This is a genomic window from Pseudoxanthomonas sp. GM95 (assembly GCF_900109775.1).
GTDB lineage: Bacteria > Pseudomonadota > Gammaproteobacteria > Xanthomonadales > Xanthomonadaceae > Pseudoxanthomonas_A.
The window spans coordinates 558840-584873 of sequence record NZ_FOAX01000003.1 but is presented as its reverse complement, the minus strand read 5'-3'; the positions used below and the strand labels follow the sequence as shown (position 1 = coordinate 584873).

The following is a 26034-nucleotide window of genomic DNA, read 5'->3' as shown; positions in this document are numbered from 1 at the left end:
TTGATGTGTTGCGAAAGGTGGCTCAGCCGCCGTCGCCGCCCCAGGTCCAGCGGCCGCCGACCATCACGCCGCGGCCCGGGCCGGGTTCGTAATAGCGGCCGTTGCCTTCATTGACGATGACCGAGCCGATGTAATCCTGGTCCAGCAGGTTGTCCACGCGCACGAAGCCGTTGAGCGTGCCGTGGCTGAAGCGCCAGCGGTAGCCGGCTTCGATATTGGCCAGGAAGTAGCCCGGCGCCATCGCCGTGCCAGGGTCGTTGGCGCTGACGTTGCTGACGCCTTCGCCTTCCAGGCTGGCGTTCCAGTCGCCGTGGCGCCAGCCCAGCGTGGTGGAGAGCTGGTTGCGCGCGGTGCCGGGGATGCGGGTGCCGGCGGCGACCAGAGTGTTGGCCACGGTACAGCCGGCCGCGGTGCAGATCGGGAAACTGTCGCGGAAGGTGGCGTCCAAATAGGTATAGGACACGTCCAGCGACCAGTCCTGCGCCAGCGGCAAGCCAGCGCTGACTTCCACGCCCTGGCGACGCGCATCGCCGACATTGCGGTAGCTGCTGCGGCCGCCGACGTTGCGGGCCACGGCCAGCTCGTTCTCGGTGCTGGCGCGGAACAGCGCCACTTCCGCATGTGCGCCGGACTGCGCGCGCCACTTGGCGCCCAGCTCGTAGTTGCGGCTCACCGCCGGCTGCAGGTCGAAGGCCAGGCCGGCGCCGCCATCGGCGCGATAGCCGATCTCGTTGTAGCTGGGCGTCTCGAACCCACGGCCGGCCGAGACGTAGAAGCGCAGGTCGTCGGTGGCCGCGAAGCTCAGGCCCGCGACCGGCGTGGTTTCCGAATAGTCCTTGCTGCCGCTGTCATCGGGATTGGTGCCGACGATGTAGTAGTCCTTCGACGAGAAGCGCACCTGGCTGTGGCGCGCGCCGACCAGCAGCGACCAGCGCGGCACGAACTCCCAGAACGCCTGCGCGTACTGGTCGAAGTTCTCCACCGTGTTGCGCTCGTCGCGGCGCAACGCACCGCGCACGCCCAGCGTGGTGCCCACGTAATCGTTGTAGCCGGTGCGGGTCTGGCGCTGGCGCTCGAAGTTGCTGCCGACGTTGAGTTCCAGCGGCCGTCCGGCCAGTTCGCCCTGGTAGGACCAGCGGCCATCGACGCCGCCGTAGTCGTTGTCCAGGTCGATCACGCCGCCGGAATTGAGCGGGTTGGCTTGCGTGGCGATGGGCAGCGACAGGTACTGCACGACCTTGCGGTTGCCGCCCCAGGCGCTGACGCGGACCTTCTGGCTTTCGCCGATGGGCAGCGTGTACAGCGCGCCCAGCTGGTTCTGCTGGATCGACTTGCGGGTGTTGTACTGCTCGGCCTGCGGCGTGGCCTGCGTGCGGTCTTGTTGCACCTGCGCCCAGGTCAGGCCCAGCGGGTCCTGTGCATCGGACTGGAAGCTGTTGCCGACCAGGTCCAGCGTGCCGGCGCTTCCTAAGTCAAAGGTGAACTTGGCATTGCCCGAGTTGCGCTCGGCGGCGCTGTGATCGCGGTAGCCATCAGTCATGAAGCGCTGCACCGCCACGTTGTAGCCGACCGGGCCAGCGGTGCCACGCACGCGCGCGCCGGCGGTCCAGCTGTCGTTGCGGCCATAGGTGGACTGCACGGTGAATTCCGGTTCCTGCGTGGGCGCAGCACTCCACAGTTGGATCACGCCGCCGGCCGAGTTGCCGTACAGCGCCGAGAACGGCCCACGCAGCACTTCCACGCGCTCGCCGCCCAGCAGGTTGAAGTGCGACACCTGGCCCTGGCCATCGGGCATCGTCGCCGGGATGCCATCGGAATACAGGCGGATGCCGCGCACGCCGAAGGTCGAGCGCGCACCGGCGCCGCGGATGGAGATCTGCGTGTCCTGCGCGTAGTTCTGTCGGTCGCGCGCCAGCAAACCAGGCACGCCACCCAGGTAATCGGACAGGTTGACGTCGTTGTGGCCGCCCTCGCCCAGGTCCACGGTGGTGGTGGAGGCGGGCACGTCGAAGGCCGGCACGCGCTCCAGGCGCGTGGTGACCACGACGCGATCCAGGTTCACCGGATCGGAGGTGGCGGGCGCGTCATCGGCCAGTGCGGGTGCACTGATCGAGAGGATGGCCAGGCAGGCGACGTGCAGCAGGGTGGGGCGCGGGGAGTTCATGGATGGCGGTTCTTCGTCTACGGAGATGGCAGCTGGCCGTCGGCGCGACAGCATGGTCGCTAGTGTGCGCGCGACGCGCGATGGGCCAGGCGGCGACATGCTACGACTTTGGTCAGGCATGCACGCCGCACAGGGCCGGGAAAAGAAGAAAACACATCGTTTCCCCGACAACGTTGCATCCGCAGATGGTCTGACCAGTGCGGATGCAGCGCAATCGCGGTGACATCAGCCGAAGACGAACTTGCCCTTCATCATCGTCGAGTGGCCCGGGAACGAGCAGAAGAAGCTGTAATCGCCGCCCTTGGTGAGCTTGGACGTGGCGAAGGTGACCGTGTCGGACTGGCCGCCGCCGATCACCTTGGTGTTGGCGATCACGCGGGCATCGCCAGCCTTGAGGAAACCGGCCGCCATGCCGGCCTTCATGCCATCGGCATCGATGCCGGGCATGTCGGCGGTCTTGGCCAGCACCCAGTCGTGGCCCATCACGTTGGCGGCGAGCTTGCCGGTGTGCTTGAGGGTCACGGTGACCTGGGTGCAGCTGGATTCGATCTTGATCTCGGTCTTGTCGAACTTCATCGCGTCATCGCCGCTGATGGCGACGGTGCAGGTCTTGGCGAAGGCCGACGGGGCCAACGCGGCCAGGCACAGCAACAACAGCATGGGGATCAACTTGCGCATCTTTGACTCCTGTTTCGTACGGGGAAGCGGGCGGGGAAAAAAGAACCCGCACCGCGCGCATCCCCCGCGGATGCGCACGGCGCGGGGTGGAACGCTAGAAGAAGATGATCCCGCCGACCGAACCACCGTTCATGTCCACGGTGGTGCCGTCGAAGGCTTCCGAACGCGTGCGGCTGCCTTCCAGCGCCAGCGTCACGGACTTGGTGATCTGCCAGTACGCACCGATCGTGGCGTTGGCATTGGACTTGAGGCCGCCGGTGGCCAGCGTCTCGTCGCGGTTGCGGCTGATGCCGTAGTTGGCGCCCAGCTTGACCTTGCTGGTGATGGCGAAGGTGCCCTGCGCCAGCCAGTTGGTGGACTTGGTCTCTTCCTGGTCGCCGTCGGCCAGGATGCCAAGACCGGTGCCGGCCTGGACGTTGACCAGGCCGCCGAAACGCCCGGCCGTGACCGATGCACCGGCCTCGAAGCCGCGCATGGTGAATTGATCATCCTCGTTGGCCTGGTTGTAGAAGCGCTGGGTCTTGGCGCCGACCCAGGCCTTGAAGCTGTCGTTCTTCCACTGCAGCTGGCCCTGCACCTGCGGCACCGACTTGGACTCGTATGCGCCGTTGTTGCCGACCGGGCTGACCAGGGCGACGGTGGCGCTGAAGCCATTGAGATCCGGGCTGGTCCAGGCGATCTGCCCGTAGTTGCCCAGGTAGGTGTAGCCGGCGCCGATGTGGCCCAGTGCCACGCGGCCGCGCTGGGTGGCTTGCACCGGCGCGCCCACGCCCATCAACGTCATGTCGCTCAGGATCGCGTTGGAACCGAACACGCCGTAATCGCGGCCCAGCTTGAAGCTGCCGATGTCGCCGTTGCCGATGGTGAAGAACGCCTGGCGCACGTCCACGCCGCTGTTGGCATCGATGGCGCTATCGGTGGCGGTGTGGGCCATGATCGCGATCTGGCCGCCGATGTCGTAGCCCTCCTGCTCGGTGGAGAACTTGGTCACCAGCGCATTGGGCAGCAGGCCGTTGCCGATGGTGGTGCGGCTGGATTCGCCGCCGCAGCCCAGCGCGCGGCCGGCCAGGGCGAGGCCGCCAACCGCTTCGCTGCCGCAGCTGACCGAGGTGTAGTAGGCGTTGATGTAACCGCCCACGTCGATCTTCCAGTCGCCGGCGGTCATCTCCACCGCGTTGGCGGCCGGAAGCGCGGCCAGCGCGATGCAGGCCGTCAGCAGGCGCAGTGACAGGTGATGGGCGTTGCTGGCGCGTGGATGTGCTTGCTTGCTCATGTCGTTTCCCTCCCCGGGATGCACGTCGGTGTGCCGGTATTGGTCCGGCCTCGGTTGGACCCGCCACACGGGCGGTCCCACACAGGGCCGGTCCGCGTTCGGCAGGCAATGCGGCGGCCAGGCACAGGCCTTTGCGGGCCTGCACGTGAGTGCCTTGGATGGATCCGCGTGCGTCCGTTGCGGGGTCGGACGTCGCCTAAGCTCCCGCGTCGTACGCCTGCGAGGCAGGTGTGGACGCTGGCGTCAGTGGGTGCGGGGAGGCGCCACCGACGGTGCGGCGTGTTACGTGGTCTGTGTCGTGATTCAAAGCGCCGTCACCGCTGTCGCCAGCGGTGACCGCGCGCGGTTCATTGCTCGGTGCCGTGATAGACCAGCGGCTCCTTGGAGGCTTTGGCGTCGTCGAAGGTCAGCTCCTTGTCGCCGGCCGGAAAGCCGTTCTCCTGCAGCAGGAACGCCATGATGTCGGCGTACATCTTCGGGTCCAGGCTGGCGGGCTGGGTGGCGGGCATGTTCTGCGAGACGATGGTGAAAATATCGCCAACGTGGAAGTTCGCCGCCGGATTGGCGAAGTGCTTTCCCTTCAACGCCGGGCCCGCGCGTCCTGCCAGCGTGTCGCCGTGGCAGAGCGCGCAGTTGTCGGCATAGTCGGTCTTTCCGCGGTCGGCCTGGGCACTGGTATAGAGCTTGGCGACCGCGCCACCGGCCGCAGCCGGCTCGGCCTTGGGTGCGCCCGTGGCGTTGCTGGCCAGCTGCGCGCCACGCTGGAGCATCGACAGGGTGATGGCATTGGCCTGGCCCTTGCTGGCGCCGGTGTTGCCGGCGACCACCGCGTACGGGTCGAGCAGCTTGCCCAGCGCACCGTTGGCCTGCAGCGCCTTGACGCTGGCGTCGAAGGCCTGCGCCGCTGCCGCATTGCTCTGGTCGTACAGCGCCACCAGGTTCCAGCGCGAGTGGGGTTCGTCCAGTTCGGCATAGTCGAACTGTTTCTCCTCCTGGTGCTGGGCCAGGTAGCCGACCACCGAGGGACGCCACAGCATCGCTGCGCCGACCTTCTTCTGCTCCAGGGCGGCGATGGCGTCATCGTTGGTCAGGTGCACGTCGGCCTGCAGCTTCGGGTAGTTGGCGAAGTACAGGTTGGGCGTGGTCTGGTAGGTCACCGCCACCTGGCTGCCTTCGGGCAGGGTGGACAGCGAATGCGACGGCGCGGCCACCGGCGTCACCAGCACGAAGCCGGTACGGCCGTAGGCATCGGTAGCTTTCAATCCCTCGGGCAGGCCACTGGCCGAGGCATCCACCGGGAAGCCCATCACCAGCTGGCAGTCCTTGGACGCCATGGCGTTGAACTCCTTCAGGTCGAAGCCTTCGTCATCGCCGCTGCCGTCGAACTCATGCACGGTCAGCGTGGTCTTCTGCTGCTTGGCTACGGCTGCGGCAATGGCCTTGTCCATCGCCACGGTCGGGCTGGAGGTATCCACGCAGACCGAGACCGCGGCCTGGGCGGCGCCGATGCCGCTGGCGACGAGCGCCAGCGACAGGACGGTGCGGATGATGGTGGGGTGCGGGGTATGTTTCATCTTCCTGGCTCCGGTTTTTCTTACAGCGAGAACACGTACAGGTGGCCGCCCAGCGGGATGTTGCGGACCTTGGGATCCTTGGCCATCTCGCCGCCCCAGATCGGCACGCCGCCGCCCCAGCCGGCAAACACGCCGACGTACTGCTTGCCGTTGACGGTCCAGGTGGAGGGCACGCCCAGCACGCCGGAGGCCATCTGCGGGCTCTTCCACAGCACCTTGCCGGTCTTGGCGTCGAAGGCGTACAGGTAGCCATCGGCGCTGCCGGAGAACAGCAGGCCGCCGGCGGTGGTCAACATGCCGCCGTTCCACGGCAGCTCGGACGGGAAGGTCCAGGCCTGCTTGCCGGTGTTCAGATCGATCGCCTGCACCGAGCCCCAATGATTCGGGAACGCCGGGTCACGCTTGACCAGGAAGGTCTCGCCCAGGAATGGCAGGCCGGCCTTGTAGCTCACCGCCGCGCCCTTCATGGTCATGCAGGTGTGCAGCGTGGGCACGTAAGCCATGTGGGTGTCGGGGCTGACCGAGATCGGCCACCAGTTCTTGCCGCCCAGGAAGCTGGGGCAGGTGAACACTTCCTTGTCCACGGTCGGGCGCATTTCCGGATCGGTGACCGGCTTGCCGTCCTTGAAGCCGCTGACCGAGGTGGCCGAGGCGAACTTCTCGGCGTAGATCAGCTTGCCGTTGGTGCGATCGATCGCATAGAACCAGCCGTTGCGGCTGGCGCTGACGATGGCCTTGTACTTCTTGCCCTGGTAGGTGATGTCGGTCAGCACCGTCTCGTTGGTGCCGTCGTAATCCCAGGTGTCGTTGGGCGTGTACTGGTAGTGCCACTTGATCTTGCCGTCGGCCGGGTTCACCGCGATCACCGAGTCGGTGTAGAGGTTGTCGCCCGGACGCAGCGTGGCCAGCCACGGGCCGGGATTGCCCACGCCCCAGAACAGCGTGTCGGTATCGGCGTCGTAGGAGCCGGTCAGCCAGGCTGCGCCGCCGCCGGTTTCGGCCGCGCCCTTGGGCCAGGTGTCGCCGCCGGGCTCGCCGGGCAGCGGGATGGTGTGCAGCTTCCACACCTGCTTGCCGGTGTTGGCATCCAGCGCCTCGACGAAGCCGCGCGCGCCGTACTCGCCGCCGGACACGCCGACGATCACCTTGCCCTTCACCACCAGCGGCGCCAGCGTCATCGCATAGCCCACGTCGGGCGCGTTGAGCTGCTCGTTCCAGGCGACCTTGCCGGTCTTGGCATCCAGCGCGACCACGCGGTTGTCCAGCGTGGCCATGTAGACCTTGTCGCCGTACAGGGCCACGCCACGATTGACCACGTCGCAGCAGATGGTCTTCAGGCCGACGTTGGACAGATCGTGCTCATAGGTCCACAGCTGCTTGCCGGTGCTGGCCTGGAAGGCGATCAGGTGGTTCTTGGGCGTGGTTACGAACAGGTAATCGCCGTTGACGATCGGCGGTGCCTCGTGGCCCATGTCGAGCGGGCTCTTCCAGTCCCACGCCGGCTTGAGGTTGGCCACGTTCTTGGTGGAGATGGTCTTGAACGGGGCGTAGCCACGGCTGGTGTAGTCACGGCGATACATCAGCCAGCCGTTGTCGGTGCCGGCCGCCTTCAGTCGCGCGTCGGTGACCGGGGCGTAGTCGGCATCGGCGGCCGCGGCCGTGCCGGTGCAGGCCAGCACGATGGCCACGGCCAGCGCCTTCAGCGCCTGGTGGGTGGGACGATGGACGTTCATGTGTTGCTCTCCTGGGTATTGGGTTGCCTTGGGGATGCTGGGTTTCTAGAAGCGGTAGCGGGCCCCGACCCAGCCACCGCGCGGGGCCCCCGGCCCCAGGAACCGGGGATCGGAATCCCCGGGGAAGATTTCATCCGGCTCGCCCAACGTGCCGAAGCTGGCGTAGCGCTTGTCGGTGAGGTTTTCGATGCGTGCGCTCAGCTGCAGGCGCGGGGTGACATCCCACGTGGCCTGCAGGCCGAACAGCGCGTAGCCGGCGATCTGCGGCAGGTCGTTGGATTCGTCGCCGCGCAGGTACTGGCTGCTGCGGTACTGCGCGTTGAGGCCCACGCGCAGGGTCGGCGTCAGCGCCACGTCCACCGCGGCCTTCAACTGATGACGCGGCAGGCCCGGGATGCGGTCGCCGCGCTGGACGGTGATCAGCCCATCGTCATCGGCGGTGGGGTTGTTGGCCGCGTTTTCCTGGAAGCCATCCTGATAGGTCGCGTCCAGCCACACATAGCTGGCCGACCACTCCACCACGCCGGCGCGCGCGCTGCCCTGCGCCGACAGCTCCAGGCCCTGGCGGCGGGTGTCGCCGACGTTGGCGAAGAAGCCTTCGTTCGAGGTGGTGCCGCCGGTGGTCTGGAACAGGATGTCGTCATGGCTGGTGGTGCGGAACACGCCCGCCTGCCAGCGCAGCGCATCGCCGTGCTTGCCACGCAGGCCGGCTTCCCAGCTCTTGGCCACCACCTGGTTGAGCGGCGGATCGGAGATGAACTGGTTGGGCAGCTTGCACGGCGCGTCCTCGTCCGAGCAGGTCAGCTCCACCGGCGTGGGGGCACGGGTGGATTCGCTGTAGCTGCCATAGGCGGTGAGCGCGTCGTTGACCTTCCAGGCCAGGCCGGCGGCCGGGTTGAGCCGCGAGAACACATGGTTGCCGTTGAGGTCCGGGTTCTCGCCGGACTGGTCGGCGATGCGCGTGCGGGTTTCGTTGTAGCGGGCCGAGACCGTCAGCGCGAGCGCATCGGTGACGTTGAAGGTGTCGGTGGCGTACCACGCGTAGGTGCGCGTGCTGGCATAGACATCCAGCGCGTCCTCGGGGATTTCCAGCCCGGAATCGCGCGAGGTGCTGCGGTCCTCCAGCAGCACGGCCGGCGCGACGATGCTGGCGTAGCGCACGTTGCCACTGAGGAAATCGCCGCCCACCACCAGCTGGTTCTCATGCCCGGCCAGGTCCTGCGAGAACACCAGCTGCACGTTGCCGCCGTGCGCGCGCTGGCGGCGCTTGCCGATGTTGTTGACCGCGTCGTATTCGGACGAGATCGGGTTGCCGTTCTGGTCGGTGACGACTTCCTGGTTGCCCTCGTCGTCTTCCTCCTCGCACAGGATGTCGTCGTCGGCCTCGCATTCCTCTGCTTCGCTGCCGTCTCCGTTGAAGCTGCGCGTATCGACCTTGCGGTCGTAGACCATCGCGCTCAGCACGGTGTCGTCGTTGAAGTGGAAGCTGCCGCGCAGTGTAGCCTGGGTCAGGTCGTTGGCGGTTTCATCGGGCGCGGTGAAGATGCTCTCCCGGTCGCGTTGCAGCTGCTCGATCGACTGCGCGCCATTGCCGGTCAAATCGGTCTTGGCCTTGGCCAGCGACAGGTCCAGCGTGGCACGTTCGCCGTGCCAGCCCACGTTGGCGAAGTAGTGCCGTGCATGGCTGGGCGACAGATCGCGCCAACCCTGCTCGTAGAGATTGTCGGCCAGCACGTAGTAGCCCCACGCGCCGTTGTTGCCGCCGGATTCAACGCTGGCCACCTCGCGGCCGAACGAGCCGCCTTCGTACGACAGCTGCGTGCCCTGATCGTCGAAACCATTCTTGGAGCGCAGCACGATCGCCCCGCCCAGCGTGTTCAAGCCGAACACCGGGTTGGCGCCGGTGACCACATCCAGCCGGTCGATGCCCTGCTGCGGCAGCAGGTCCCAATTAACCGTGTCGCCGAAGATCTCGTTGACGCGCACGCCGTCCTGATAGACCGCAATGCCCTGGGCGATGCCCAGCAACGGCGAGCCGGTGAAGCCGCGGAACTGCACGTCCGGCTGCAGCGGATTGCCCTGCACGCTGTTCAAGGTGATGCCCGGGACCGAACGGTCCATCGCCGCGGTCAGATCGACCGAGCGCATGCGATCGAGCTGGTCCGCATCCAGCCCGCGCACCGGATACGGCGATTTGTCCGCCGCCAGCGTCGCATCGCCAGACGGACTCACACCGACCACGTCCAGCGTGGGCAGGGTGGTGATGCCTGGAACTGCAACGTCGGCGGCCAGCGCGGGCATGGCGAGGGTGCTCTCTCCCAGCAAGGCCAGCGCCAGCGCGCTGAACAGTGCGCGCCGCGACAGCCTGCCATGTTGAAAAGAAGGGGAAACAACGCGCGCGTTCTGCGCGATCACATCCATGGGACCGGCGCAGCCTGTGCGCTGGTCGTCATTGCGGACGGCCATGTGGAGCTCCTTGACAGCGGTGCGGGGAAGCCGCGCTGAGGTGACCTGTCGCCAGGTCACCCCATCACAGCCCTGGATCACATCCCGACGCGGGGAGGTGCGATGCGATCCAGCCGCCCGGTCAGAAGAATCCGAGCTTCTTGGGCGAGTAGCTCACCAGCAGGTTCTTGGTCTGCTGGTAGTGGTCGAGCATCATCTTGTGGTTCTCGCGGCCGATACCCGACTGCTTGTAGCCACCGAAGGCGGCGTGCGCCGGATAGGCGTGGTAGCAGTTGGTCCACACGCGGCCGGCCTGGATCGCGCGGCCCATGCGGTACAGACGCGACGCGTCGCGGCTCCACACGCCGGCGCCCAGGCCGTAGAGCGTGTCGTTGGCGATGGCCAGCGCTTCGGCTTCGTCCTTGAAGGTCGTGACCGACACCACCGGCCCGAAGATCTCTTCCTGGAACACGCGCATCTTGTTGTGGCCCTTGAACACCGTCGGCTTGACGTAGAAGCCGCCGGACAGCTCGCCATCGAGCTTGTTCTGCTCGCCGCCGGTGAGGACTTCAGCGCCTTCCTGCCTGCCGATGTCGATGTAGGACAGGATCTTCTCCAGCTGCTCGCCGGAGGCCTGCGCGCCGATCATCGTGTTGGGATCCAGCGGGTTGCCCTGGACGATGGCTTCGACGCGGGCGATGACCTTCTCCATGAACTTCTCGTAGATCGATTCCTGGATCAGCGCACGCGACGGGCAGGTGCAGACCTCGCCCTGGTTGAAGGCGAACAGCACGAAGCCTTCCACCGCCTTGTCCAGGAAATCGTCGTCTTCGGCGGCCACGTCCTCGAAGAAGATGTTCGGCGACTTGCCGCCCAGCTCCAGCGTCACCGGGATCAGGTTCTGCGAGGCGTACTGCATGATCAGGCGGCCGGTGGTGGTCTCGCCGGTGAAGGCGATCTTGGCGATGCGCGGGCTCGACGCCAGCGGCTTGCCGCACTCCAGGCCAAAGCCATTGACGATGTTGAGCACGCCGGCCGGCAGCAGGTCGCCGATGACTTCCATCAGCACCAGAATCGAGGCCGGGGTCTGCTCGGCCGGCTTCATCACCACGCAGTTGCCGGCGGCCAGGGCCGGGGCCAGCTTCCAGCACGCCATCAGCAGCGGGAAGTTCCACGGGATGATCTGGCCGACCACGCCCAGCGGCTCGTGGAAGTGATAGGCGATGGTGTCCTTGTCGATTTCCGAGATGCTGCCTTCCTGCGCGCGCACGGCGCCGGCGAAGTAGCGGAAGTGGTCGGCGCACAGCGGCACGTCGGCGTTGAGCGTCTCGCGGATCGGCTTGCCGTTGTCCCAGGTCTCGGCGTAGGCGAGCAGCTCCAGGTTCTGTTCGATGCGATCGGCGATCTTGAGCAGGATGTTGCTGCGCTCGGTCGGCGAGGTTTCGCCCCAGGCGGTCTTGGCGGCGTGGGCAGCGTCCAGCGCGGCCTCGATGTCGTCCTTGTTGGAGCGCGGGATCTGGGTGAACGCCTTGCCGGTCACCGGCGTGATGTTGTCGAAATACTCACCGCTCTTGGGTTCGAGCCACTTGCCGCCGATGAAGTTGGCGTAGCGCTTCTTGAAGATGGACTGCGGATCGGTGGACAGCGGCTTGGTGCTGGTGACGGCGTTCATCGGAAAGCTCCTGGTGCGGGGTGATGTGGTGCCCGTTTCGGGTGCGGTGGAGTGCGCAAGGCCGATGCCAAAAAACCGGTGCTGCGCCGCGTCACGCACTCGAACCATGTGTTTCCAAGACGCGCGATGAAAAGCTGTTGCGGCGCATCACAGCTCCCCGTTGCGAAGCGCCCCAAGCTGTGGTGTTTATTGGGACAGCGCACTGTTGCGGTGTCGCAAAATGCGACACCTGGAGGGGACCGTGGCACAGCAGCAATCCCAGTCGGACCGACATCTGGGCCAGGCCCGGCGTGCGTTTTTCGAGCACGGCGGTGCACCGGTCGGCAAGGTGCCCGACACCATCCTGCGGTCCTGGGTGCGCTGCCAGCGCCTGGGGCTGACCGCCGAGGAAGCGCCGCAGATCGAACCAGTGCCCGCCTTCCGCCTGAAGGAAATGCGCGAGCGCCACGAAAAACTCTGGCGCCTGGCGCGTGCCGAACTGGAGTTGCTGTCTTCCGACGCGGCAGCCACCGGCAGCATCGTGATCCTCACCGACGAGGACGGCTGGATCCTCGACGCCGAAGGCAGCGCCAGCTTCCTTGACCGTGCCGGCCGCGTCGCGCTGATGCCCGGCGCCTGCTGGAACGAGGCGCAGGTGGGCACCAACGCCATCGGCACCGCGATCGTCGAAGGCCGCTCGGTCGTGGTCCACGGCGGCGAGCACTACCTCACTCCACATGGCATCCTCAGCTGTTCGGCCTCGCCGATCTACGACCCGTATGGCTTGCAGGTGGGCGTGCTGGATATCTCCGGCGACTCCAAGGTGCAGCACATGCACGCGCTGGGCCTGGCGCGGCTGGCGGTGGCCAACATCGAGCATCGCTACTTCGACGACGGCATTCCCGATACCGAGCTGCTGCGCCTGCATCGCGATCCCGCGCTGCTGGGCACCGCGCGCGAAGGCCTGCTGGCGTTCCGCAACGGGCGCCTGGTGGCCGCCAACCAGGCGGGCCTGCAGTTGTTCGGACTGGAGCGTGGCGAACTGGGCCGCGCGTCGTACACGGCGCTGTTCGAGGATGCGCTGGGCAAGCTGCGCGACGATGGCGTGCTGCTCGATCGCCAGGGCCGCGCGCTGTACGGCCGCGTGGACGAGGGCGAAGCACGGCCCAAGCGTCCAGCCGCGCGCCCGCCGATCACTGTGTCGGCCGCGATCACCCCGCAGCCGGCCGATGCACCGCTGTTTGATGTCGTCCAGGAAGCCGAACTGACCCGCGCCTGTCGCGTGCTGGATGCCGGCCTGCCGGTGCTGGTGCAGGGCGAGACCGGCACCGGCAAGGAAGTGTTCGCGCGTGAACTGCATCGCCGCTGCGCACGCGCGGGCAAGCCGTTCGTTGCGGTCAACTGCGCCGCGTTGCCCGAAGGCCTGATCGAAGCCGAGCTGTTCGGCTACGAGGATGGCGCGTTCACCGGTGCGCGCAAGAACGGCAATCCGGGCTTGCTGCGCCAGGCCGATGGCGGCGTGCTGTTCCTCGACGAAATCGGCGACATGCCGCTGGCCCTGCAGCCGCGCCTGCTGCGCGTGCTGCAGGAGCGCGAGCTGTCACCGCTGGGCGGCGGCAAGCCAATCAAGCTCGACTTCGCCCTGGTCTGTGCCACCCACCGCGAGATGGAGCAGGCGATGGGCGAAGGCCGTTTCCGTCCCGACCTGTATTACCGCATCGCGCACCATACCGTGCGTATCGCGCCGCTCAGCGCCAACAGCGATCGCGCGGCGCTGGTGCGCGCGCTGTGGCAGCGGCTTGGCCAGGGCCGTCGACTGACGGACGAGGCGCAGGCGCAGCTGGCCGCGTATCGCTGGCCCGGCAACCTGCGCCAGCTCACCGCCTGCCTGCGCACGCTGGTGGCCCTGAGCGAACCCGACGCGATGATCGGTGCGGAACTGCTGCCGTCCTATCTGCACGACGTACGCCCGGTGATGGCTTCGCCACTGGCGGCAAACGCGATGATGCAACACGGCACCGGTTTGGACGCGCTCGCCGAAGCGGCGATGCGCCAGGCGTTGGCCGACTGCGAGGGCAACGTCACCAAGGCCGCGCGCAAGCTTGGGATCAGCCGCAGCACCCTGTATCGCCGGCTCGGCGAAGACGTGCACGGCGGCGCGCACGATTGATTGAATCACACACTGTGGGAGCCGCTTTAGCGGCGAAGGGGCTGTAATGCGAAAGCCCTATCGCCGCTAATGGCCCTAGGCCACGTAGAGTGGCCTCCCACAGGTGTCGGCTAGATGGCGCTTGCGATCAGGCCGCGCTGGCCTGTGCGACCTGGCGACGGAACATCGCGTCCAGCAAGGCGCGCATGCGTTCCAGGTCGCGCATCGCTGATGCAACCATCGTGTCGTCGCCTGCTTCCAAGACGCGCTGCGCCGCGTCGGCCAGGTCGTGCAGCACCTGTGCGGCGTCGATATCCAGGAAGATGCGGAGGCTGCGCAGATGGCGTTGCAGCGACTGCTGCAGGGACAGATCGGCGCTGCCGGGCTGGGCAGCAATCGCGTTCAAGGTCAGGTCAAGCTGAGTGAGTTCGTCGAACAGCTCATCGGCACTTGGGCGCATCGCGTCGTTTCCATCGTGGGCCCCTGTCATCCGCCAAGGCGAACGGGGTTAGCGCGATCCTCCGGTCAGCCACGTGAACGCAGGGTTAGGGGGCTTGGGGCTGATGGCCGGCCGCGCTTAGCGCCTTGATCTGGCGCGGTTTCAGGCGTCCGGGGACGCCAGTTCCAGGCCCTTGCCGGCTTCGCGCACGTGCAGGCCCAGGAAGTTCTGCGCACGTGGATGGTCTGTCTCCAGCGGATAACGGTGCGTGGCGGTGATGACCAGCAGGTCGGCACCTGCGGCCTCGCCCGCGCCGATCCCGGCCACGGCATCTTCGAAGACCAGGCAGTCCTGCGCCTGCACGCCCAGGCGCTGCGCGGCCATGCGATAGCCGGACGGATCGGGCTTGCCGCGCGCCACGTCCTCGGCGGTGATCAGCACCGCGGGCAGCGGCAGGCCGGCCGCTTCCATGCGCCGCAATGCGAGCGCGCGCGGCGCGGAGGTCACCACCGCCCAGCGCTGCGCTGGCAGCGTGGCGAGGAAGGCGATCGCGCCATCGATCGGCGCGACGCCTTCGACATCGGCAATCTCATCGCGGGTGATGCCGGCGGCCTCGGCTTCGATATCGAGGTCCGGCAACGCCAGGCGCCGGATCGTGTCCTGCACGCGCGCACCGTGGATGGTCGGGACGAAGCTGACTGGATCCAGCCCGTGGCGCAGCGCCCAGCGCGTCCACACGCGCTCAGCGGCGGTGATCGAGGTCAGCAGGGTGCCATCCATGTCGAACAGGAAGGCGGCATAGGAAGCAGGCGAGCGCACGATGCAATGACCTTTCAACGCGGGAAGGCCGGGCGATGAGCGCAATGCGTGTCGTGACCCGGCGCGGGCGTGCAGTCTAACGTCGCCGCTGTGCGCAGCCGCGCGCGAGCAATGGGTTCAAGGCGCGGACGTGGCGTTTTTCGCGGTCTGCGAAGCGATCCAGTCGATGGCCAGCCTCGGCCACGCCGCCACGGTCTGGCCCTGGATGCGACGCACCCCGAAGCCGTGGCCGCCGGTGGGGAACACATGCAGCTCGGACGGCACCCCGGCCTTGAGCAGCGCCTGGTGGAAGACCAGGGTGTTGGCGACCGGCACGATGTCGTCATCCTGCGTGGCCAGCAGGAAGGTCGGCGGCGTGCGCGCGGTGACGCGGTTCTGCGCCGAATAGTCGTGGATCAACTGGTCGCTGGGGTGTTCGCCGATCAGGCGCTCGCGCGAGCCGGCGTGTGCGATCTCCATGCCCATGTCGATCACCGGATAGATCAGGAGATCGAAATCCGGCCGCGCGCTGAGTGCATCGGTCTTGTCGATGGTCTTGTAAACCGGTTCGTCGAACCGCGTCGCCAGGCTGGCCGCGACATGGCCGCCCGCGGAGAAGCCCATCACGCCCACGCGCGCCGGATCGATGCCGTAGTCGGCGGCATGCGCGCGGATCAGGCGCAGCGCGCGTTGGGCGTCGGCCAGCGGCACATTGCGCGCTTCGACATGGCCCTCGGCTGGCAGGCGATAGCGCAGCACGAACAGCGTGATCCCGGCGGTGTCGACAAACGCGGGCACCAGCGAACTGCCTTCGTTGTCCACCACGATGCGCGCATAGCCACCGCCCGGCGCGACCAGCAGTGCGGTGCCGTTGGGATGCGCGGGCCGATGCACGACCATGTACGGCTGGCGGATGCCGATGATCGAGCGATCCAGCACGGCCGGATCATCGCTGGCATCGGTCAGCGTGGTGTGCGCCGGAGCCTTGTTCGAACCCGGCGCGGTCTTGCCCGGCCACAACACGATGCGATGCGCCATGTCGCCCGGCAACTCGGCCGACGGCCGATCCGCGGCCTGCGCCTGTGTCGTGAACATCGCCAGCATCATCGCAACGGCCTGCATCCAACGCATCGGTGTCCCTCCCAGGATTGAACCAGGGCGCGATGCTAACCCGCCGCTGCGCGCGCGTCGTGTCCACACGCGGTGCACGCGTGCCCGGTCGCCGTCATGCGTCTGCGCCGTTCTGCACGCGCGGATCGACGTTACACATCCCCACCTTCGGCCCAGCCTTCGCCGGTGCCGCGATGGAATACGCGGTCGCGTTCCTGCACGCGTCCGGCAGGCAGCGCATCGGCACGTTCCAGCTGTGCATAGAGCGGCGTGAAGTCCGGCGCGGTGGCGTCGATCAGCTGGTCAAAGCTGTCGATGACGAAGTAGGTCTTCTGGTAGTCGTCGATGCGGTAGCGGGTGCGCATGACACGCATCAGGTCGAAGCCGATCCGGTTGGGTGCGTCGGACTCCAGCGCGTACAGCGATTCGCCCTTGGACGAGACGATGCCGCTGCCGTAGATGCGCAGGCCGTCGGGCGTGTCGATCAGGCCGAACTCCACCGTGTACCAGTACAGGCGCGTCAGGTTGACCAGCGCCTCGGGGCCGATGCCGTGTGCCTTCACGCCGCCGCGGCCGTAAGCCTGCATGTAGTCGGCGAAGCGTGGATTCATCAGTAGCGGCACGTGGCCGAACAGGTCGTGGAACAGGTCCGGCTCGGCGATGTAGTCGATCTGGTCCGGGCGGCGGATCCACCAGGTCACCGGGAAACGCTTGTTGGCCAGATGCTCGAAGAAGGTCAGCTCCGGCAGCAGGCCTTCCACGCCGACCAGCTGCCAGCCGGTGGCCGCGCCCAGCACCACGTTGAGGTCATCGAAGCGTGGGATCTGGTCCGACATCATCCCCATCGCATCCTGCGCAGCCAGGAATTCATCGCAGGCGCGGCCCACTAGCAGCGCGCGTTGGCGTTCGAACAGCGCGCCCCAGGTGGCATGGTCGGCATCGATATAGGCGTCCCAGGGCTGGCTCACGACGGCGGTCGTATAGACCGGCACCTGGCCCTTGTCGGTGAGCTGGTGCTCGACGCGGCGCGGCATGGCATTCATCGGCGGATCCAAGGATGGGACAGGCCTGCCACGCTACCGCCAAGCTCGCGCAACAGGCTTGCGAAAGTTGCACGCCACGGGCCAATCGGCGCAATCTTGTTGCGTCATTTCATGTTGCAGCGCGATCAATGGATGCCAATCCCACCCTGGACCGCACGGATCTTCGCCTGCTGGCGCTGCTGCAGACGCAGGGCCGTGCCAGCAATGCCGAGCTGGCCGCGCAGATCAACCTGTCGCCCTCGGCCTGCCTGCGGCGCACCCAGCGGCTGGAATCGGCCGGTGTGATCAGTGGCTACGGCGCCCGGCTGGAGGCGCGCGCGCTAGGCCTGGGGCTGCAGGCCTTCGTGCGCGTGCAGCTGGAGCACCACGACCAGCCGGCGATCGACCGCTTCGCGGCCGCGGTCACCAGCTGGGACGAAGTGGTGGCCTGCCATGCGCTGACCGGCGACATGGATTACCTGCTGCAGATCCTGGTGCGCGACCTGGATCATTTCTCGCGTTTCCTGCTGGACAAGCTGCTGGCCGCCTCTGGCGTGGCCGACGTAAATTCCAGCTTCGTCCTGCGCACGGTCAAAGACGCGGCGGGCATTCCGCTGCTCACCGCCTGAAGGAGCCTGTCATGAGCACGACCACGTTCACCGCCTTGCAGCCGTTCGTTCCCGGTGGGGCGGATTACGCCGCCAGCCGCCAGTTGTTCGCGGCGCTGGATTTCGTCGAGGAGTGGGAGGCCGGCGATGTCTGCGGCTTCCGCAGCGGCCCGGTGAGCTTCATCCTGCAGGACTTCCACGACGACCACTTCGCCCACAACCTGATGCTGCGCATCTGCGTGGCCGATCTGGATGCGTGGTGGAAGGACATGAAACAGCGGGACCTGGAGACGCGCTTTCCGGGCTTTCGTCTCGGCGAACCAACCGATTTCCCGTGGGGCCGCGAGGTCCACATGATCGACCTGGCCGGCGTGTGCTGGCACATCGCCTCCGACTGAGCACACGCCGATGCTGACCCTGCTGGGCAAGCCGACCTCGGTCAACGTGCGCAAGGTGCTGTGGCTGTGCGACGAACTCGCGCTGGAGATCGCGCACCGACCCATGGACGCGCCGGGCGATGCGCAGGCCGTGCGCGCACGCAATCCCAACGGCCTGGTGCCGGTGCTGATCGACGGCGAGGCGGTGCTGTGGGAGTCCAACACCATCTGCCGCTACCTGGCCGCGCGCCAGCAGCGCCATGACCTGCTGCCGGTCGATCCGCTGGCGCGTGCGCGCGTCGAGCAATGGATGGACTGGCAGGCCACCGACCTCAACAGCGCCTGGCGCTACGCCTTCATGGCACGGGTGCGCGGTAGCGCCGCGCATACCGATGAAGCGTTGATTGCCGCCAGCGGTGCGGACTGGAACCGGCTGATGACGCTGCTGGATGCACAGCTGGTGCACACCGGCGCGTTCGTGGCCGGCGCCGACTTCACCCTGGCCGACATCGTGCTGGGCCTGTCGGCCAACCGCTGGCGGATGACGCCGATGACGCGCCCTGACTTGCCGGCGATCGACGCCTGGGTCGCACGGCTGGAGACCCGGCCGGGCTATCGTGCGCACGGCGGCAACGGCATCCCCTGACAGCAAGGACTTTCCCATGGCCACAGATGCGGACTTCATCGAATACGTCCACGCGCAGGCCGCGCTGGGCGCGGCGCTGGCGTCGAAGAAGATGTTCGGCGAGTACGCGCTGTACCTGGACGACAAGGTGGTTGCGCTGGTCTGCGACAACCAGGTGTTCCTCAAGCCGACCACGCCCGGCCGCGCGCTGCTGCACGAGGTGATCGAACAGCCGCCGTATCCCGGCGCCAAGCCGCATTACCTGTTGGCCGATGCGCTGGAAGACACCGACACGTTGCAGCGCCTGTTGCGCGCCACGGCCGACGCGCTGCCGCTGCCCAAGCCGAAGAAGACGGCGACCAAGGCGGCCAAGCCAGCGCCCGCCAAGAAAGCCGCCACCAAGCAGGCTGTGACCAAGAATGTCGCCAAGAAGCCTGCGACGAAGAAAGCTGCAGTCAAGAAAACAGCAGTCAAGAAGACACCTGCAAAAAAGCCCACGCGCAGCTGACGTCCTTGCCACGCGGTGCCAGCTAACCTTGGCGGTGTTTCGAATCGCAGGAGCGCCGCATGCACGGACCGAGTCCCGACAATCCGCATCCAATGGAAGGCTTCCCGCAGGTGTGCTTCATCCGCAACACCGTGCGCAATCCGCTGATCGAGGTCGGCGAGTACAGCTATTACGACGATCCGGAAGATTCGGAAGGCTTCGAGCGCAACGTGCTCTACCACTTTCCCTTCATCGGCGATCGGCTGGTGATCGGCAGGTTCTGTGCGATCGCGCGCGGCGTGAAGTTCATCATGAACGGCGCCAACCACAAGCTGTCGGGCATCTCGACCTATCCGTTCCAGATCTTCGGCAACGGCTGGGAAGCGGTGATGCCGCAGCCGGGCGAGCTGCCGTACAAGGGCGACACGGTGATCGGCCACGATGTGTGGATCGGTTACGAGGCCCTGGTGATGCCGGGCGTGCGGATCGGCAACGGCGCGATCGTCTCGGCGCGTTCGGTGGTGACGGCCGATGTGCCGGCCTACACCATCGTCGGTGGCAATCCGGCGCGCCCGATCAAGCCGCGCTTTCCCGACGCCGACATCGCGCGGCTGGAGGCGATTGCCTGGTGGGACTGGCCGATCGCCCACATCACCGCGCACCTGCGCCAGATCGTGGACGGTGATATCGACGCCTTGGCGCGCGCTGCGCCATGATCGTGTCTGCCTCCCTGCGCGAAAGGCAGGCGATGTTCTTCTTCCACGATGCTTGAGGCAGCCCAGCGATGGCCAAGTCCCTGATCCCGCAATTGATGTTCCAGGACCACGATGCCGAGGCGGCGATGACGTTGTACGTATCGCTGTTCGCCGATTCGCGGATCGAGGAGATCACCCGCTACGGCGCGCAAGGGCCGGGCAAGGAAGGCAGCGTGGTGCGCGCGCGTTTCACCGTGGCCGGCCAAGCGCTGGCCTGCATCGATTCGCCGGCCAAGCACGCGTTCGGCTTCACGCCATCGATGTCGTTGTTCGTCGAATGCCAGGATGCGGAGGAACTCGAACGCGCCTGGGCCGCCTTGATCGAAGGCGGCACCGCGATGATGCCGCTGGACAACTATGGCTTCAGCCAGCGCTTCGGCTGGCTGGCCGACCGGTTCGGCGTGAGCTGGCAGCTCAACCTGGCTTGAGCTGCGCTTCGGTTTCGCCCTTCCCCTTCGCTCGCGGCGAAAGGGAGGGCATGACCATCACATCTCCAGATGCAGCTCCGCATCCAGCACCGCGCGGCGGGCCATCGCCAGGTTGGAGCGGCTGCGGTCCAGTACGACGTAGAAGAACAGCCCGGGCTTGGACGCAATGGGCCGCATGATGTGGTACGCCTTGCCCAGCGAAATCAGGATGTCCTCGATGTTGTCGTTGAGCTTGAGCGAGCTGGCGGTCTTCATCTTGGCGCGGATGACCTCGGTGTTGCCGGCCGCGGCCAGCTCCAGGTCGATGCCGCCGCCGGCCGAGCCCAGCAGCATGCCGCTGGTGTAGTCGACCAGGGCGACGGCCTGTGCGCCGTCCACCTGCATCAGGGCGTCGAGCGAGTCTTTCAGGTTGGCCACGTTGAACCTCGTTGGATTGGGTGGTGACGCAGGGACGACGATCGTGTGAGCCGGTGGAAGCGACGCGGGCGGCTCACGGCCCGCTGAGGTCCTGGGCCATGCGCTGGCTGCAGGCGCGCGCGGCCCACAGCACGTTGCCGGTGAGGATGCGGCGCTCGCAGGCGGCCATCAGCAGCAGCGGCGTGGGCGCGGGAATGGCCAGCATCACCACCTTGCCTTCGCTGGCCTCGGCCAGCAGCGATTCCAGGTGGCCCAGCGCCAGTTCTCGCCCGACCGCCGCGGCCAGCGCCAGCATCGAGCTGGTCATCGCCGCCAGGCGCTCGCCGCTGCCGGGCTCGCCGTTGGCCACGGCCAGGGCGAAGCCATCCACGCTGGACACCACCGCGCAGCGCACGCCGCCGACCTCCTCGGCGAAGGCCTGCAGCTGGACCTGCAGCCGCTCGCGCTGCGGGGCGGGCAGGCCGTCAGCCATGGGGGCCGACCAGTTCGGTGGATTCGATCTCGCTCATCAGGATGTCCATCACCATCAGGATCTGCTCGGACTGTCTTGCATCAAGCGGCAAGACCGGCAGCGGCCGGCCACGGCGTTCCAGGCGTGCGTAGAACACGCCCAGGTCGGCCTCGGGATTCAGGTCCAGGCGCGAGATGCCCACCACCGCCGGCACCTGCGGCGCATGCGTGGCCAACGCGTCCAGGTAGGTGTCGAACTGGTGCGTGGCCTCCACGCTGGCGCCATCGACCAGCACCACCACGCCGGCCGCGCCAGCCAGCAGGATCGGCCAGATGAAGTCGAACCGCGCCTGCCCCGGCGTGCCGACCAGGCGCAGGCGATCGCCATTGGGCAGATCGACATCGGCGTAGTCCATCGCCACCGTGGTCAGTGCCTTGGCCAAGCTGGCGTCGGTGTTACGCACGTCGGTATCCACCACCTTGCCGTTGGCCACGGTGCGGACCAGCGTGGACTTGCCCGCGCCCATCGAGCCCATCACCACGATCTTGTGTTCCTTCACGCCGATCCTCCGCGGGCACGACGGACGCCGCGCCACATGCTGGCCAGCAACGCGCCCGGGCCGCGCTGGCGTGTGGGCGGTGGCGGGGGGGCCACCGCGCTTTCCGCTTCCACCTGGGCATAGCCGGACAGCCAGGCGGCATTGAAGAAGGCGCGCACCGCGCCCGGGTCCACGCCGAGCGCGTGGCTGGCCTCCAGCACCGTGCAGGCGCGGCGCAGCAGCAGCGAGCACAGGCGGAAATCGTCATGCCGATGCGCCAGCACGCGGAAGTCCGGCCAGCGCGCCAGCTTGAGCTGGCAGCCTTCATGCAGCGGCGGCAACAGCTCCGGCACCACGGCCATGCGCAAGGCCGCCTGCCACAGCAGCGGAATCATCGGCAGGCTGGGCAGGTCGACGAACAGGGTCGAATAGCGCGCCGGCGGCAGCGTGCGTAGCGACAGCCTTGCGAACTCGCGGCCCAGCACCTGCGCCGGCGTGTCGTCAGGGCCCGTGGCGCCGGGTGGCGTGATCGCCAGCAACCGGCGGAAGTCGAGCAGCAGCAGGTCGCGCCCGTCCAGGGTCAGCGCCGCCACGGTATCGGCCGACGCCAGGCGCTTGCGCAAGGCCAGGCCCAGCGGCTCATGCACGGTCGATTCGGCAGCGTTGGCGGACGACGGCGCGTGCGAGCGCGCGATCACGTGCAGCCGCTGCAGCACGGTGCGGATGTGGTGGTCGTCCAGCGGCGCCTGCGGCTCGGCCAGGGCATCGGACAGGCGCCCGTCGGCATGTAGCGACCACATCGGCAGCCACGGATGGTTGGCCACGATGCGCTGGGCGGCGCTGCGCAGGCTGGCATCGTCACGCACGACCAGCAGGTCGCAATCGGCGAAATCGTGGCACAGGCTCAGCGACAACCCCGGCGTCTGCGCCACGGCCTGCAACCGCTGCAGCAGGGCCAACTCGCCCCGCAGGTCCGAGCCCATGATCAACACCTTGGTCACGCTGTCCTTTCCCCATTGCGCCGCGCGCCACGCCTTGCCGGCCGCAACCCCTTGGCGGCCTTTTAGGGCGATAGCGTAGGGCAGCGCCTTTGGGGCAGGTGGTGATCCAGCGCGCAGTTCATGTCACTGCCGCGGAAGGCGTCATGTGTTCTCTCGGACAGGCGGGTTCGCGGGATCGAGTGCTTTGGATGCCGCACCAGCAAGCTGTCCCTTGATGGCGAGGCCGCGCTCAGGCCTGCACGTACACCCAGGCTTCCACGCCCGAGGCCAGCATCACTGCCACGCGTGCGTAGTCGTCCACTTCGTAATCGTCGGCCGACTGCAGCTCGGCGGCGGTGACTTCGAACACCATGCCGTCCACCGCGTCGTCCGGATTGCCGGTGTGGGCGACGATGGGATGGAAGCGCTCGCCGCTGGCGGCCAACACGTGCGGGTCGGTGATCTCCACCAGGCTGCGGGCGTAGCCGGGCAGGGCATCGGCGCGGCCGGTGAGCAGGCGGCCGAACTGCGCCTGCTGGACCGAGGCCAGTTGCAGGGTGCCGTAGGAAAACAGCAGGTGGATCGTGTCGGTCATGGGGTCGAAGGCGTGTGGGCGTGAAGCGGCCCCACAAAATTCAGTCGGTTGAAGAAAGAACGGGCCGCCTTTCCAGGGAAAGACGGCCCGCTGCATCACCACATGGGCAGGCTTACTTACCCAGCAGCGCCAGTGCGTCGTTGAAGGTCTTGCTCGGGCGCATGGCCACGGCGCACTTGGCCAGGTCCGGGTGGTAGTAGCCGCCGATGTCCTGCGGCGCACCCTGCGCACCATTGAGCTCGCCGACGATGGTGGCTTCCTGCTCGGTCAGGGTCTTGGCCAGCTGGGTGAACTTGGACTTCAGCTCGGCGTGTTCGTCCTGTGCGGCAAGGGCCTGGGCCCAGTACAGCGCCAGGAAGAAGTGGCTGCCGCGGTTGTCGATCTCGCCGACCTTGCGTGCCGGGGACTTGTTGCTGTCCAGGAACTTGCCGTTGGCCACGTCCAGCGCCTTGGCCAGCGCGGTCGCGGCGGCGTTGTCGTAGGTCTGGCCCAGGTGTTCCAGCGAGGCGGCCAGGGCCAGGAATTCACCCAGCGAATCCCAGCGCAGGTAGCCCTCCTCGACGAACTGCTGCACGTGCTTGGGCGCCGAACCACCGGCGCCGGTCTCGAACAGGCCGCCGCCGGCCATCAGCGGCACGATGGAGAGCATCTTGGCGCTGGTGCCCAGCTCCATGATCGGGAACAGATCGGTCAGGTAGTCGCGCAGCACGTTGCCGGTCACCGAGATGGTGTCCTGGCCCTTGCGGATGCGCGCCAGCGAGAACTTGGTGGCTTCCAGCGGCGGCAGGATGCGGATGTCCAGGCCGCTGGTGTCGTGGTCCTTCAGATACGTTTCGACCTTGGCGATCACCTGCGCGTCGTGCGCGCGGGCCTTGTCCAGCCAGAACACGGCCGGGGTCTCGCTCAGGCGCGCGCGGGTGACGGCCAGCTTGACCCAGTCCTGGATCGGCGCGTCCTTGACCTGGCACATGCGCCACAGGTCGCCGGTTTCCACCGCGTGCTCGAACACCGTCGCGCCCGAAGCGTCGGTCACCACGACCTTGCCGTCGCCGGCGATCTGGAAGGTCTTGTCGTGGCTGCCGTATTCCTCGGCCTTCTGCGCCATCAGGCCCACGTTGGGCACCGAGCCCATCGTGGCCGGGTCGAACGCGCCGTGTTCGCGGCAGTCGTCGATGGTGGCCTGGTACACGCCGGCGTAGCAGCGATCCGGGATCACCGCCTTGGTGTCCTGCAGCTCGCCCTTGGCGTTCCACATCTTGCCGCTGTCGCGGATCATCGCCGGCATCGAGGCGTCGATGATCACGTCCGACGGCACGTGCAGGTTGGTGATGCCCTTGTCGGAGTTGACCATCGCCAGTGCCGGGCGCTTGGCGTATTCGGCGTCCACGTCGGCCTTGATCGCCTCGGCCTGGTCGGCCGGCAGTTTGGCGATCACCGAATACAGGTCGCCGATGCCGTTGTTGGCGTCGAAGCCTACCGACTTCAGCGCGGCGCCGTGCTTGGCCAGCACGTCCTTGTAGAACTCGCCCACCACGATGCCGAACAGCACCGGGTCGGAGACCTTCATCATCGTGGCCTTCAGGTGCACGGAGAACAGCACGCCCTGGGCCTTGGCATCGGCGATCTGCGTATCGATGAAGCTGGCAAGCGCCTTCTTGCTCATCACCGCGGCATCGACGATCTCGCCGGCCTTCACCGCCACCTTGTCCTTGAGGACGGTGGTGGTGCCATCGGCGCCGACGAAGCTGATCTTCAGCGCGCCGGCCTCGGCGATCGTGGTCGACTTTTCGCTGCCGAAGAAGTCACCTGATTCCATGTGCGACACGTGGGTCTTGGACTCGGTCGACCACTTGCCCATGCGGTGCGGGTGCTTGCGGGCGTAGTTCTTCACCGACAGCGGCGCGCGGCGGTCGGAGTTGCCTTCGCGCAGCACCGGGTTCACTGCGCTGCCCTTGGTGCGGTCGTAGCGGGCCTTGATGTCTTTCTCGGCGTCGGTCTTGGGCTCGTCCGGGTAGGCCGGCAGCGGGTAGCCATGGTCCTGGAGTTCCTTGATCGCGGCCTTGAGCTGCGGCACCGAGGCCGAGATGTTGGGCAGCTTGATGATGTTGGCTTCCGGCGTGGTGGCCAGTTCGCCCAGCTCGGTCAGGTCGTCGGCGATCTTCTGCTCGGCGCTCAGCAGGTCCGGGAACTGGGCCAGGATGCGGCCGGCCAGGGAGATGTCGCGGGTCTCGACCACGATGCCGGCGGTGTCGGTGTAGGCATCGACGATGGGCAGCAGGGACTGGGTGGCGAGGAAGGGCGCTTCGTCGGTCAGCGTGTAGATGATCTTGGGCGTGCTGGACATGCGGGATCTGTCTCTCTTGCGGATGCGGGAATGGAAAGCGCGGAGCACGCCGGTGCGGATCGGGGGATGCGCGAAAACAGCGTGCCGCTGGCATCAAGGCCGGGCCTGCAGCAGGTTCCTTGCGCAGTCGGGGCCGTGAGCGGCCAAGCGCGCCATTGTCGCCGCTGGCGCGTGACAGGGCAAAGCGACGGCGGCGTCTGGCGCGGGTTGCTGTGTTTCAGCGTGTGTTTGCGGCGATTTGGTTGCCGGCGAAATCGTCTGACATCGCTTGTGGGAGCTGCTTCAGCGACGAAAGGGCCTTTTCCGGGGAAAGCGTCATAGCCGCTGAAGCGGCTCCCACAAGTGGCGCAATTCGGTGGCCTGATCAGCGTGCGGAAAATCGTCCGCAGGCCG

24 protein-coding genes are annotated in these 26034 nt (G+C 67.1%); 7 read left to right on the top strand and 17 right to left on the bottom strand.

What is annotated here, in order from left to right; genetic code table 11:
• Window positions 1-22: 22 nt before the first annotated feature.
• The 7 genes from BMZ17_RS17355 to adh all read right to left on the bottom strand — a co-directional run bounded on the left by BMZ17_RS17355 (window position 23) and on the right by adh (window position 11539).
• Window positions 23-2164, bottom strand: a complete 2142-nt coding sequence (locus BMZ17_RS17355) for a TonB-dependent receptor family protein (RefSeq protein WP_254775416.1) — start codon at window positions 2162-2164, stop codon at window positions 23-25.
• A gap of 225 nt (window positions 2165-2389) precedes the next feature.
• A complete protein-coding gene (gene azu, locus BMZ17_RS17350) occupies window positions 2390-2842 on the bottom strand; it encodes an azurin (protein WP_093141691.1) in 453 nt (150 codons plus the stop codon).
• Window positions 2843-2936: 94 nt separating this feature from the next.
• Window positions 2937-4115, bottom strand: coding sequence for a porin (locus BMZ17_RS17345; RefSeq protein ID WP_254775414.1), 1179 nt, complete (start codon window positions 4113-4115; stop codon window positions 2937-2939).
• 347 nt (window positions 4116-4462) lie between these two features.
• Window positions 4463-5689, bottom strand: coding sequence for a c-type cytochrome (locus BMZ17_RS17340; RefSeq protein WP_093141686.1), 1227 nt, complete (start codon window positions 5687-5689; stop codon window positions 4463-4465).
• A gap of 20 nt (window positions 5690-5709) precedes the next feature.
• The gene (locus tag BMZ17_RS17335; protein WP_093141681.1) at window positions 5710-7422 is read right to left on the bottom strand and encodes a methanol/ethanol family PQQ-dependent dehydrogenase; all 1713 of its coding nucleotides are present in this window, start codon (window positions 7420-7422) and stop codon (window positions 5710-5712) included.
• A gap of 45 nt (window positions 7423-7467) precedes the next feature.
• On the bottom strand, window positions 7468-9888 hold the full coding sequence (locus BMZ17_RS17330) for a TonB-dependent receptor family protein (protein ID WP_093141676.1): 2421 nt from the start codon (window positions 9886-9888) through the stop codon (window positions 7468-7470).
• 121 nt (window positions 9889-10009) lie between these two features.
• The gene (gene adh, locus BMZ17_RS17325) at window positions 10010-11539 is read right to left on the bottom strand and encodes an aldehyde dehydrogenase (RefSeq protein WP_093141671.1); all 1530 of its coding nucleotides are present in this window, start codon (window positions 11537-11539) and stop codon (window positions 10010-10012) included.
• A gap of 241 nt (window positions 11540-11780) precedes the next feature.
• On the opposite strand from adh, the gene BMZ17_RS17320 reads away from it, so the two are divergent.
• A complete protein-coding gene (locus BMZ17_RS17320; protein WP_254775412.1) occupies window positions 11781-13688 on the top strand; it encodes a sigma-54-dependent Fis family transcriptional regulator in 1908 nt (635 codons plus the stop codon).
• 127 nt (window positions 13689-13815) lie between these two features.
• Here the strand turns inward: BMZ17_RS17320 and BMZ17_RS17315 are convergent, their stop codons facing one another.
• The 4 genes from BMZ17_RS17315 to phhA all read right to left on the bottom strand — a co-directional run bounded on the left by BMZ17_RS17315 (window position 13816) and on the right by phhA (window position 17057).
• Window positions 13816-14127, bottom strand: a complete 312-nt coding sequence (locus BMZ17_RS17315; protein WP_093141662.1) for a hypothetical protein — start codon at window positions 14125-14127, stop codon at window positions 13816-13818.
• A 141-nt stretch (window positions 14128-14268) separates the two neighbouring features.
• The gene (locus tag BMZ17_RS17310) at window positions 14269-14925 is read right to left on the bottom strand and encodes an HAD-IA family hydrolase (RefSeq protein WP_217645835.1); all 657 of its coding nucleotides are present in this window, start codon (window positions 14923-14925) and stop codon (window positions 14269-14271) included.
• Window positions 14926-15042: 117 nt separating this feature from the next.
• Window positions 15043-16035, bottom strand: coding sequence for an alpha/beta hydrolase (locus tag BMZ17_RS17305; protein WP_093141659.1), 993 nt, complete (start codon window positions 16033-16035; stop codon window positions 15043-15045).
• A gap of 131 nt (window positions 16036-16166) precedes the next feature.
• On the bottom strand, window positions 16167-17057 hold the full coding sequence (gene phhA / locus BMZ17_RS17300) for a phenylalanine 4-monooxygenase (RefSeq protein WP_093141656.1): 891 nt from the start codon (window positions 17055-17057) through the stop codon (window positions 16167-16169).
• 128 nt (window positions 17058-17185) lie between these two features.
• Between phhA and BMZ17_RS17295 the strand changes: the two genes are divergently transcribed.
• From BMZ17_RS17295 to BMZ17_RS17270, 6 genes are all read left to right on the top strand, one after another.
• Window positions 17186-17665, top strand: a complete 480-nt coding sequence (locus BMZ17_RS17295; protein ID WP_093141653.1) for an Lrp/AsnC family transcriptional regulator — start codon at window positions 17186-17188, stop codon at window positions 17663-17665.
• 11 nt (window positions 17666-17676) lie between these two features.
• Window positions 17677-18042, top strand: coding sequence for a VOC family protein (locus BMZ17_RS17290; protein WP_093141649.1), 366 nt, complete (start codon window positions 17677-17679; stop codon window positions 18040-18042).
• 10 nt (window positions 18043-18052) lie between these two features.
• Complete coding sequence (locus BMZ17_RS17285) at window positions 18053-18667, top strand: glutathione S-transferase family protein (protein ID WP_093141646.1); 615 nt, start codon at window positions 18053-18055, stop codon at window positions 18665-18667.
• A 16-nt stretch (window positions 18668-18683) separates the two neighbouring features.
• A complete protein-coding gene (locus tag BMZ17_RS21400) occupies window positions 18684-19154 on the top strand; it encodes a TfoX/Sxy family protein (protein ID WP_093141642.1) in 471 nt (156 codons plus the stop codon).
• Between the two features lie 59 nt (window positions 19155-19213).
• Window positions 19214-19849: a Vat family streptogramin A O-acetyltransferase gene (locus BMZ17_RS17275; RefSeq protein WP_093141638.1), complete on the top strand. Its 636-nt coding sequence runs from the start codon at window positions 19214-19216 to the stop codon at window positions 19847-19849.
• 68 nt (window positions 19850-19917) lie between these two features.
• Window positions 19918-20316: a VOC family protein gene (locus BMZ17_RS17270; protein WP_093141632.1), complete on the top strand. Its 399-nt coding sequence runs from the start codon at window positions 19918-19920 to the stop codon at window positions 20314-20316.
• A 57-nt stretch (window positions 20317-20373) separates the two neighbouring features.
• On the opposite strand, the gene BMZ17_RS17265 is transcribed toward BMZ17_RS17270, so the two are convergent.
• The 6 genes from BMZ17_RS17265 to BMZ17_RS17240 all read right to left on the bottom strand — a co-directional run bounded on the left by BMZ17_RS17265 (window position 20374) and on the right by BMZ17_RS17240 (window position 25641).
• A complete protein-coding gene (locus BMZ17_RS17265) occupies window positions 20374-20700 on the bottom strand; it encodes a hypothetical protein (RefSeq protein WP_217645848.1) in 327 nt (108 codons plus the stop codon).
• 106 nt (window positions 20701-20806) lie between these two features.
• The gene (locus tag BMZ17_RS17260; protein ID WP_093141621.1) at window positions 20807-21205 is read right to left on the bottom strand and encodes a roadblock/LC7 domain-containing protein; all 399 of its coding nucleotides are present in this window, start codon (window positions 21203-21205) and stop codon (window positions 20807-20809) included.
• Window positions 21198-21743: a GTP-binding protein gene (locus BMZ17_RS17255; protein WP_093141617.1), complete on the bottom strand. Its 546-nt coding sequence runs from the start codon at window positions 21741-21743 to the stop codon at window positions 21198-21200. Before BMZ17_RS17255 ends, BMZ17_RS17260 begins: the two co-directional genes overlap by 8 nt.
• On the bottom strand, window positions 21740-22723 hold the full coding sequence (locus BMZ17_RS17250) for a hypothetical protein (RefSeq protein ID WP_093141613.1): 984 nt from the start codon (window positions 22721-22723) through the stop codon (window positions 21740-21742). The genes BMZ17_RS17255 and BMZ17_RS17250 overlap by 4 nt, the downstream gene beginning before the upstream one ends.
• Before the next feature lie 229 nt (window positions 22724-22952).
• Window positions 22953-23297 carry a gamma-glutamylcyclotransferase family protein gene (locus BMZ17_RS17245; RefSeq protein ID WP_093141609.1) on the bottom strand — a complete coding sequence of 115 codons (345 nt, stop codon included), beginning with the start codon at window positions 23295-23297 and terminating at the stop codon, window positions 22953-22955.
• Window positions 23298-23409: 112 nt separating this feature from the next.
• Window positions 23410-25641, bottom strand: a complete 2232-nt coding sequence (locus BMZ17_RS17240; RefSeq protein WP_093141604.1) for an NADP-dependent isocitrate dehydrogenase — start codon at window positions 25639-25641, stop codon at window positions 23410-23412.
• Between the last annotated feature and the right edge of the window lie 393 nt (window positions 25642-26034).

What these genes read in the sequence shown, in the direction of transcription:
- BMZ17_RS17270 (WP_093141632.1), top strand. Translation starts at nt 19,918, where the DNA reads ATGGCCAAGTCCCTGATCCCGCAATTGATGTTCCAGGACCACGATGCC.
- BMZ17_RS17240 (WP_093141604.1), bottom strand. Translation starts at nt 25,641, where the DNA reads ATGTCCAGCACGCCCAAGATCATCTACACGCTGACCGACGAAGCGCCC.
- phhA (WP_093141656.1), bottom strand. Translation starts at nt 17,057, where the DNA reads ATGAATGCCATGCCGCGCCGCGTCGAGCACCAGCTCACCGACAAGGGC.
- BMZ17_RS17245 (WP_093141609.1), bottom strand. Translation starts at nt 23,297, where the DNA reads ATGACCGACACGATCCACCTGCTGTTTTCCTACGGCACCCTGCAACTG.
- BMZ17_RS17275 (WP_093141638.1), top strand. Translation starts at nt 19,214, where the DNA reads ATGCACGGACCGAGTCCCGACAATCCGCATCCAATGGAAGGCTTCCCG.
- BMZ17_RS17330 (WP_093141676.1), bottom strand. Translation starts at nt 9,888, where the DNA reads ATGGCCGTCCGCAATGACGACCAGCGCACAGGCTGCGCCGGTCCCATG.
- BMZ17_RS17305 (WP_093141659.1), bottom strand. Translation starts at nt 16,035, where the DNA reads ATGCGTTGGATGCAGGCCGTTGCGATGATGCTGGCGATGTTCACGACA.
- BMZ17_RS17315 (WP_093141662.1), bottom strand. Translation starts at nt 14,127, where the DNA reads ATGCGCCCAAGTGCCGATGAGCTGTTCGACGAACTCACTCAGCTTGAC.
- BMZ17_RS21400 (WP_093141642.1), top strand. Translation starts at nt 18,684, where the DNA reads ATGGCCACAGATGCGGACTTCATCGAATACGTCCACGCGCAGGCCGCG.
- azu (WP_093141691.1), bottom strand. Translation starts at nt 2,842, where the DNA reads ATGCGCAAGTTGATCCCCATGCTGTTGTTGCTGTGCCTGGCCGCGTTG.
- BMZ17_RS17260 (WP_093141621.1), bottom strand. Translation starts at nt 21,205, where the DNA reads ATGGCTGACGGCCTGCCCGCCCCGCAGCGCGAGCGGCTGCAGGTCCAG.
- BMZ17_RS17340 (WP_093141686.1), bottom strand. Translation starts at nt 5,689, where the DNA reads ATGAAACATACCCCGCACCCCACCATCATCCGCACCGTCCTGTCGCTG.
- BMZ17_RS17335 (WP_093141681.1), bottom strand. Translation starts at nt 7,422, where the DNA reads ATGAACGTCCATCGTCCCACCCACCAGGCGCTGAAGGCGCTGGCCGTG.
- BMZ17_RS17345 (WP_254775414.1), bottom strand. Translation starts at nt 4,115, where the DNA reads ATGAGCAAGCAAGCACATCCACGCGCCAGCAACGCCCATCACCTGTCA.
- BMZ17_RS17295 (WP_093141653.1), top strand. Translation starts at nt 17,186, where the DNA reads ATGGATGCCAATCCCACCCTGGACCGCACGGATCTTCGCCTGCTGGCG.
- BMZ17_RS17265 (WP_217645848.1), bottom strand. Translation starts at nt 20,700, where the DNA reads ATGCAGGTGGACGGCGCACAGGCCGTCGCCCTGGTCGACTACACCAGC.
- BMZ17_RS17290 (WP_093141649.1), top strand. Translation starts at nt 17,677, where the DNA reads ATGAGCACGACCACGTTCACCGCCTTGCAGCCGTTCGTTCCCGGTGGG.
- adh (WP_093141671.1), bottom strand. Translation starts at nt 11,539, where the DNA reads ATGAACGCCGTCACCAGCACCAAGCCGCTGTCCACCGATCCGCAGTCC.
- BMZ17_RS17285 (WP_093141646.1), top strand. Translation starts at nt 18,053, where the DNA reads ATGCTGACCCTGCTGGGCAAGCCGACCTCGGTCAACGTGCGCAAGGTG.
- BMZ17_RS17355 (WP_254775416.1), bottom strand. Translation starts at nt 2,164, where the DNA reads ATGAACTCCCCGCGCCCCACCCTGCTGCACGTCGCCTGCCTGGCCATC.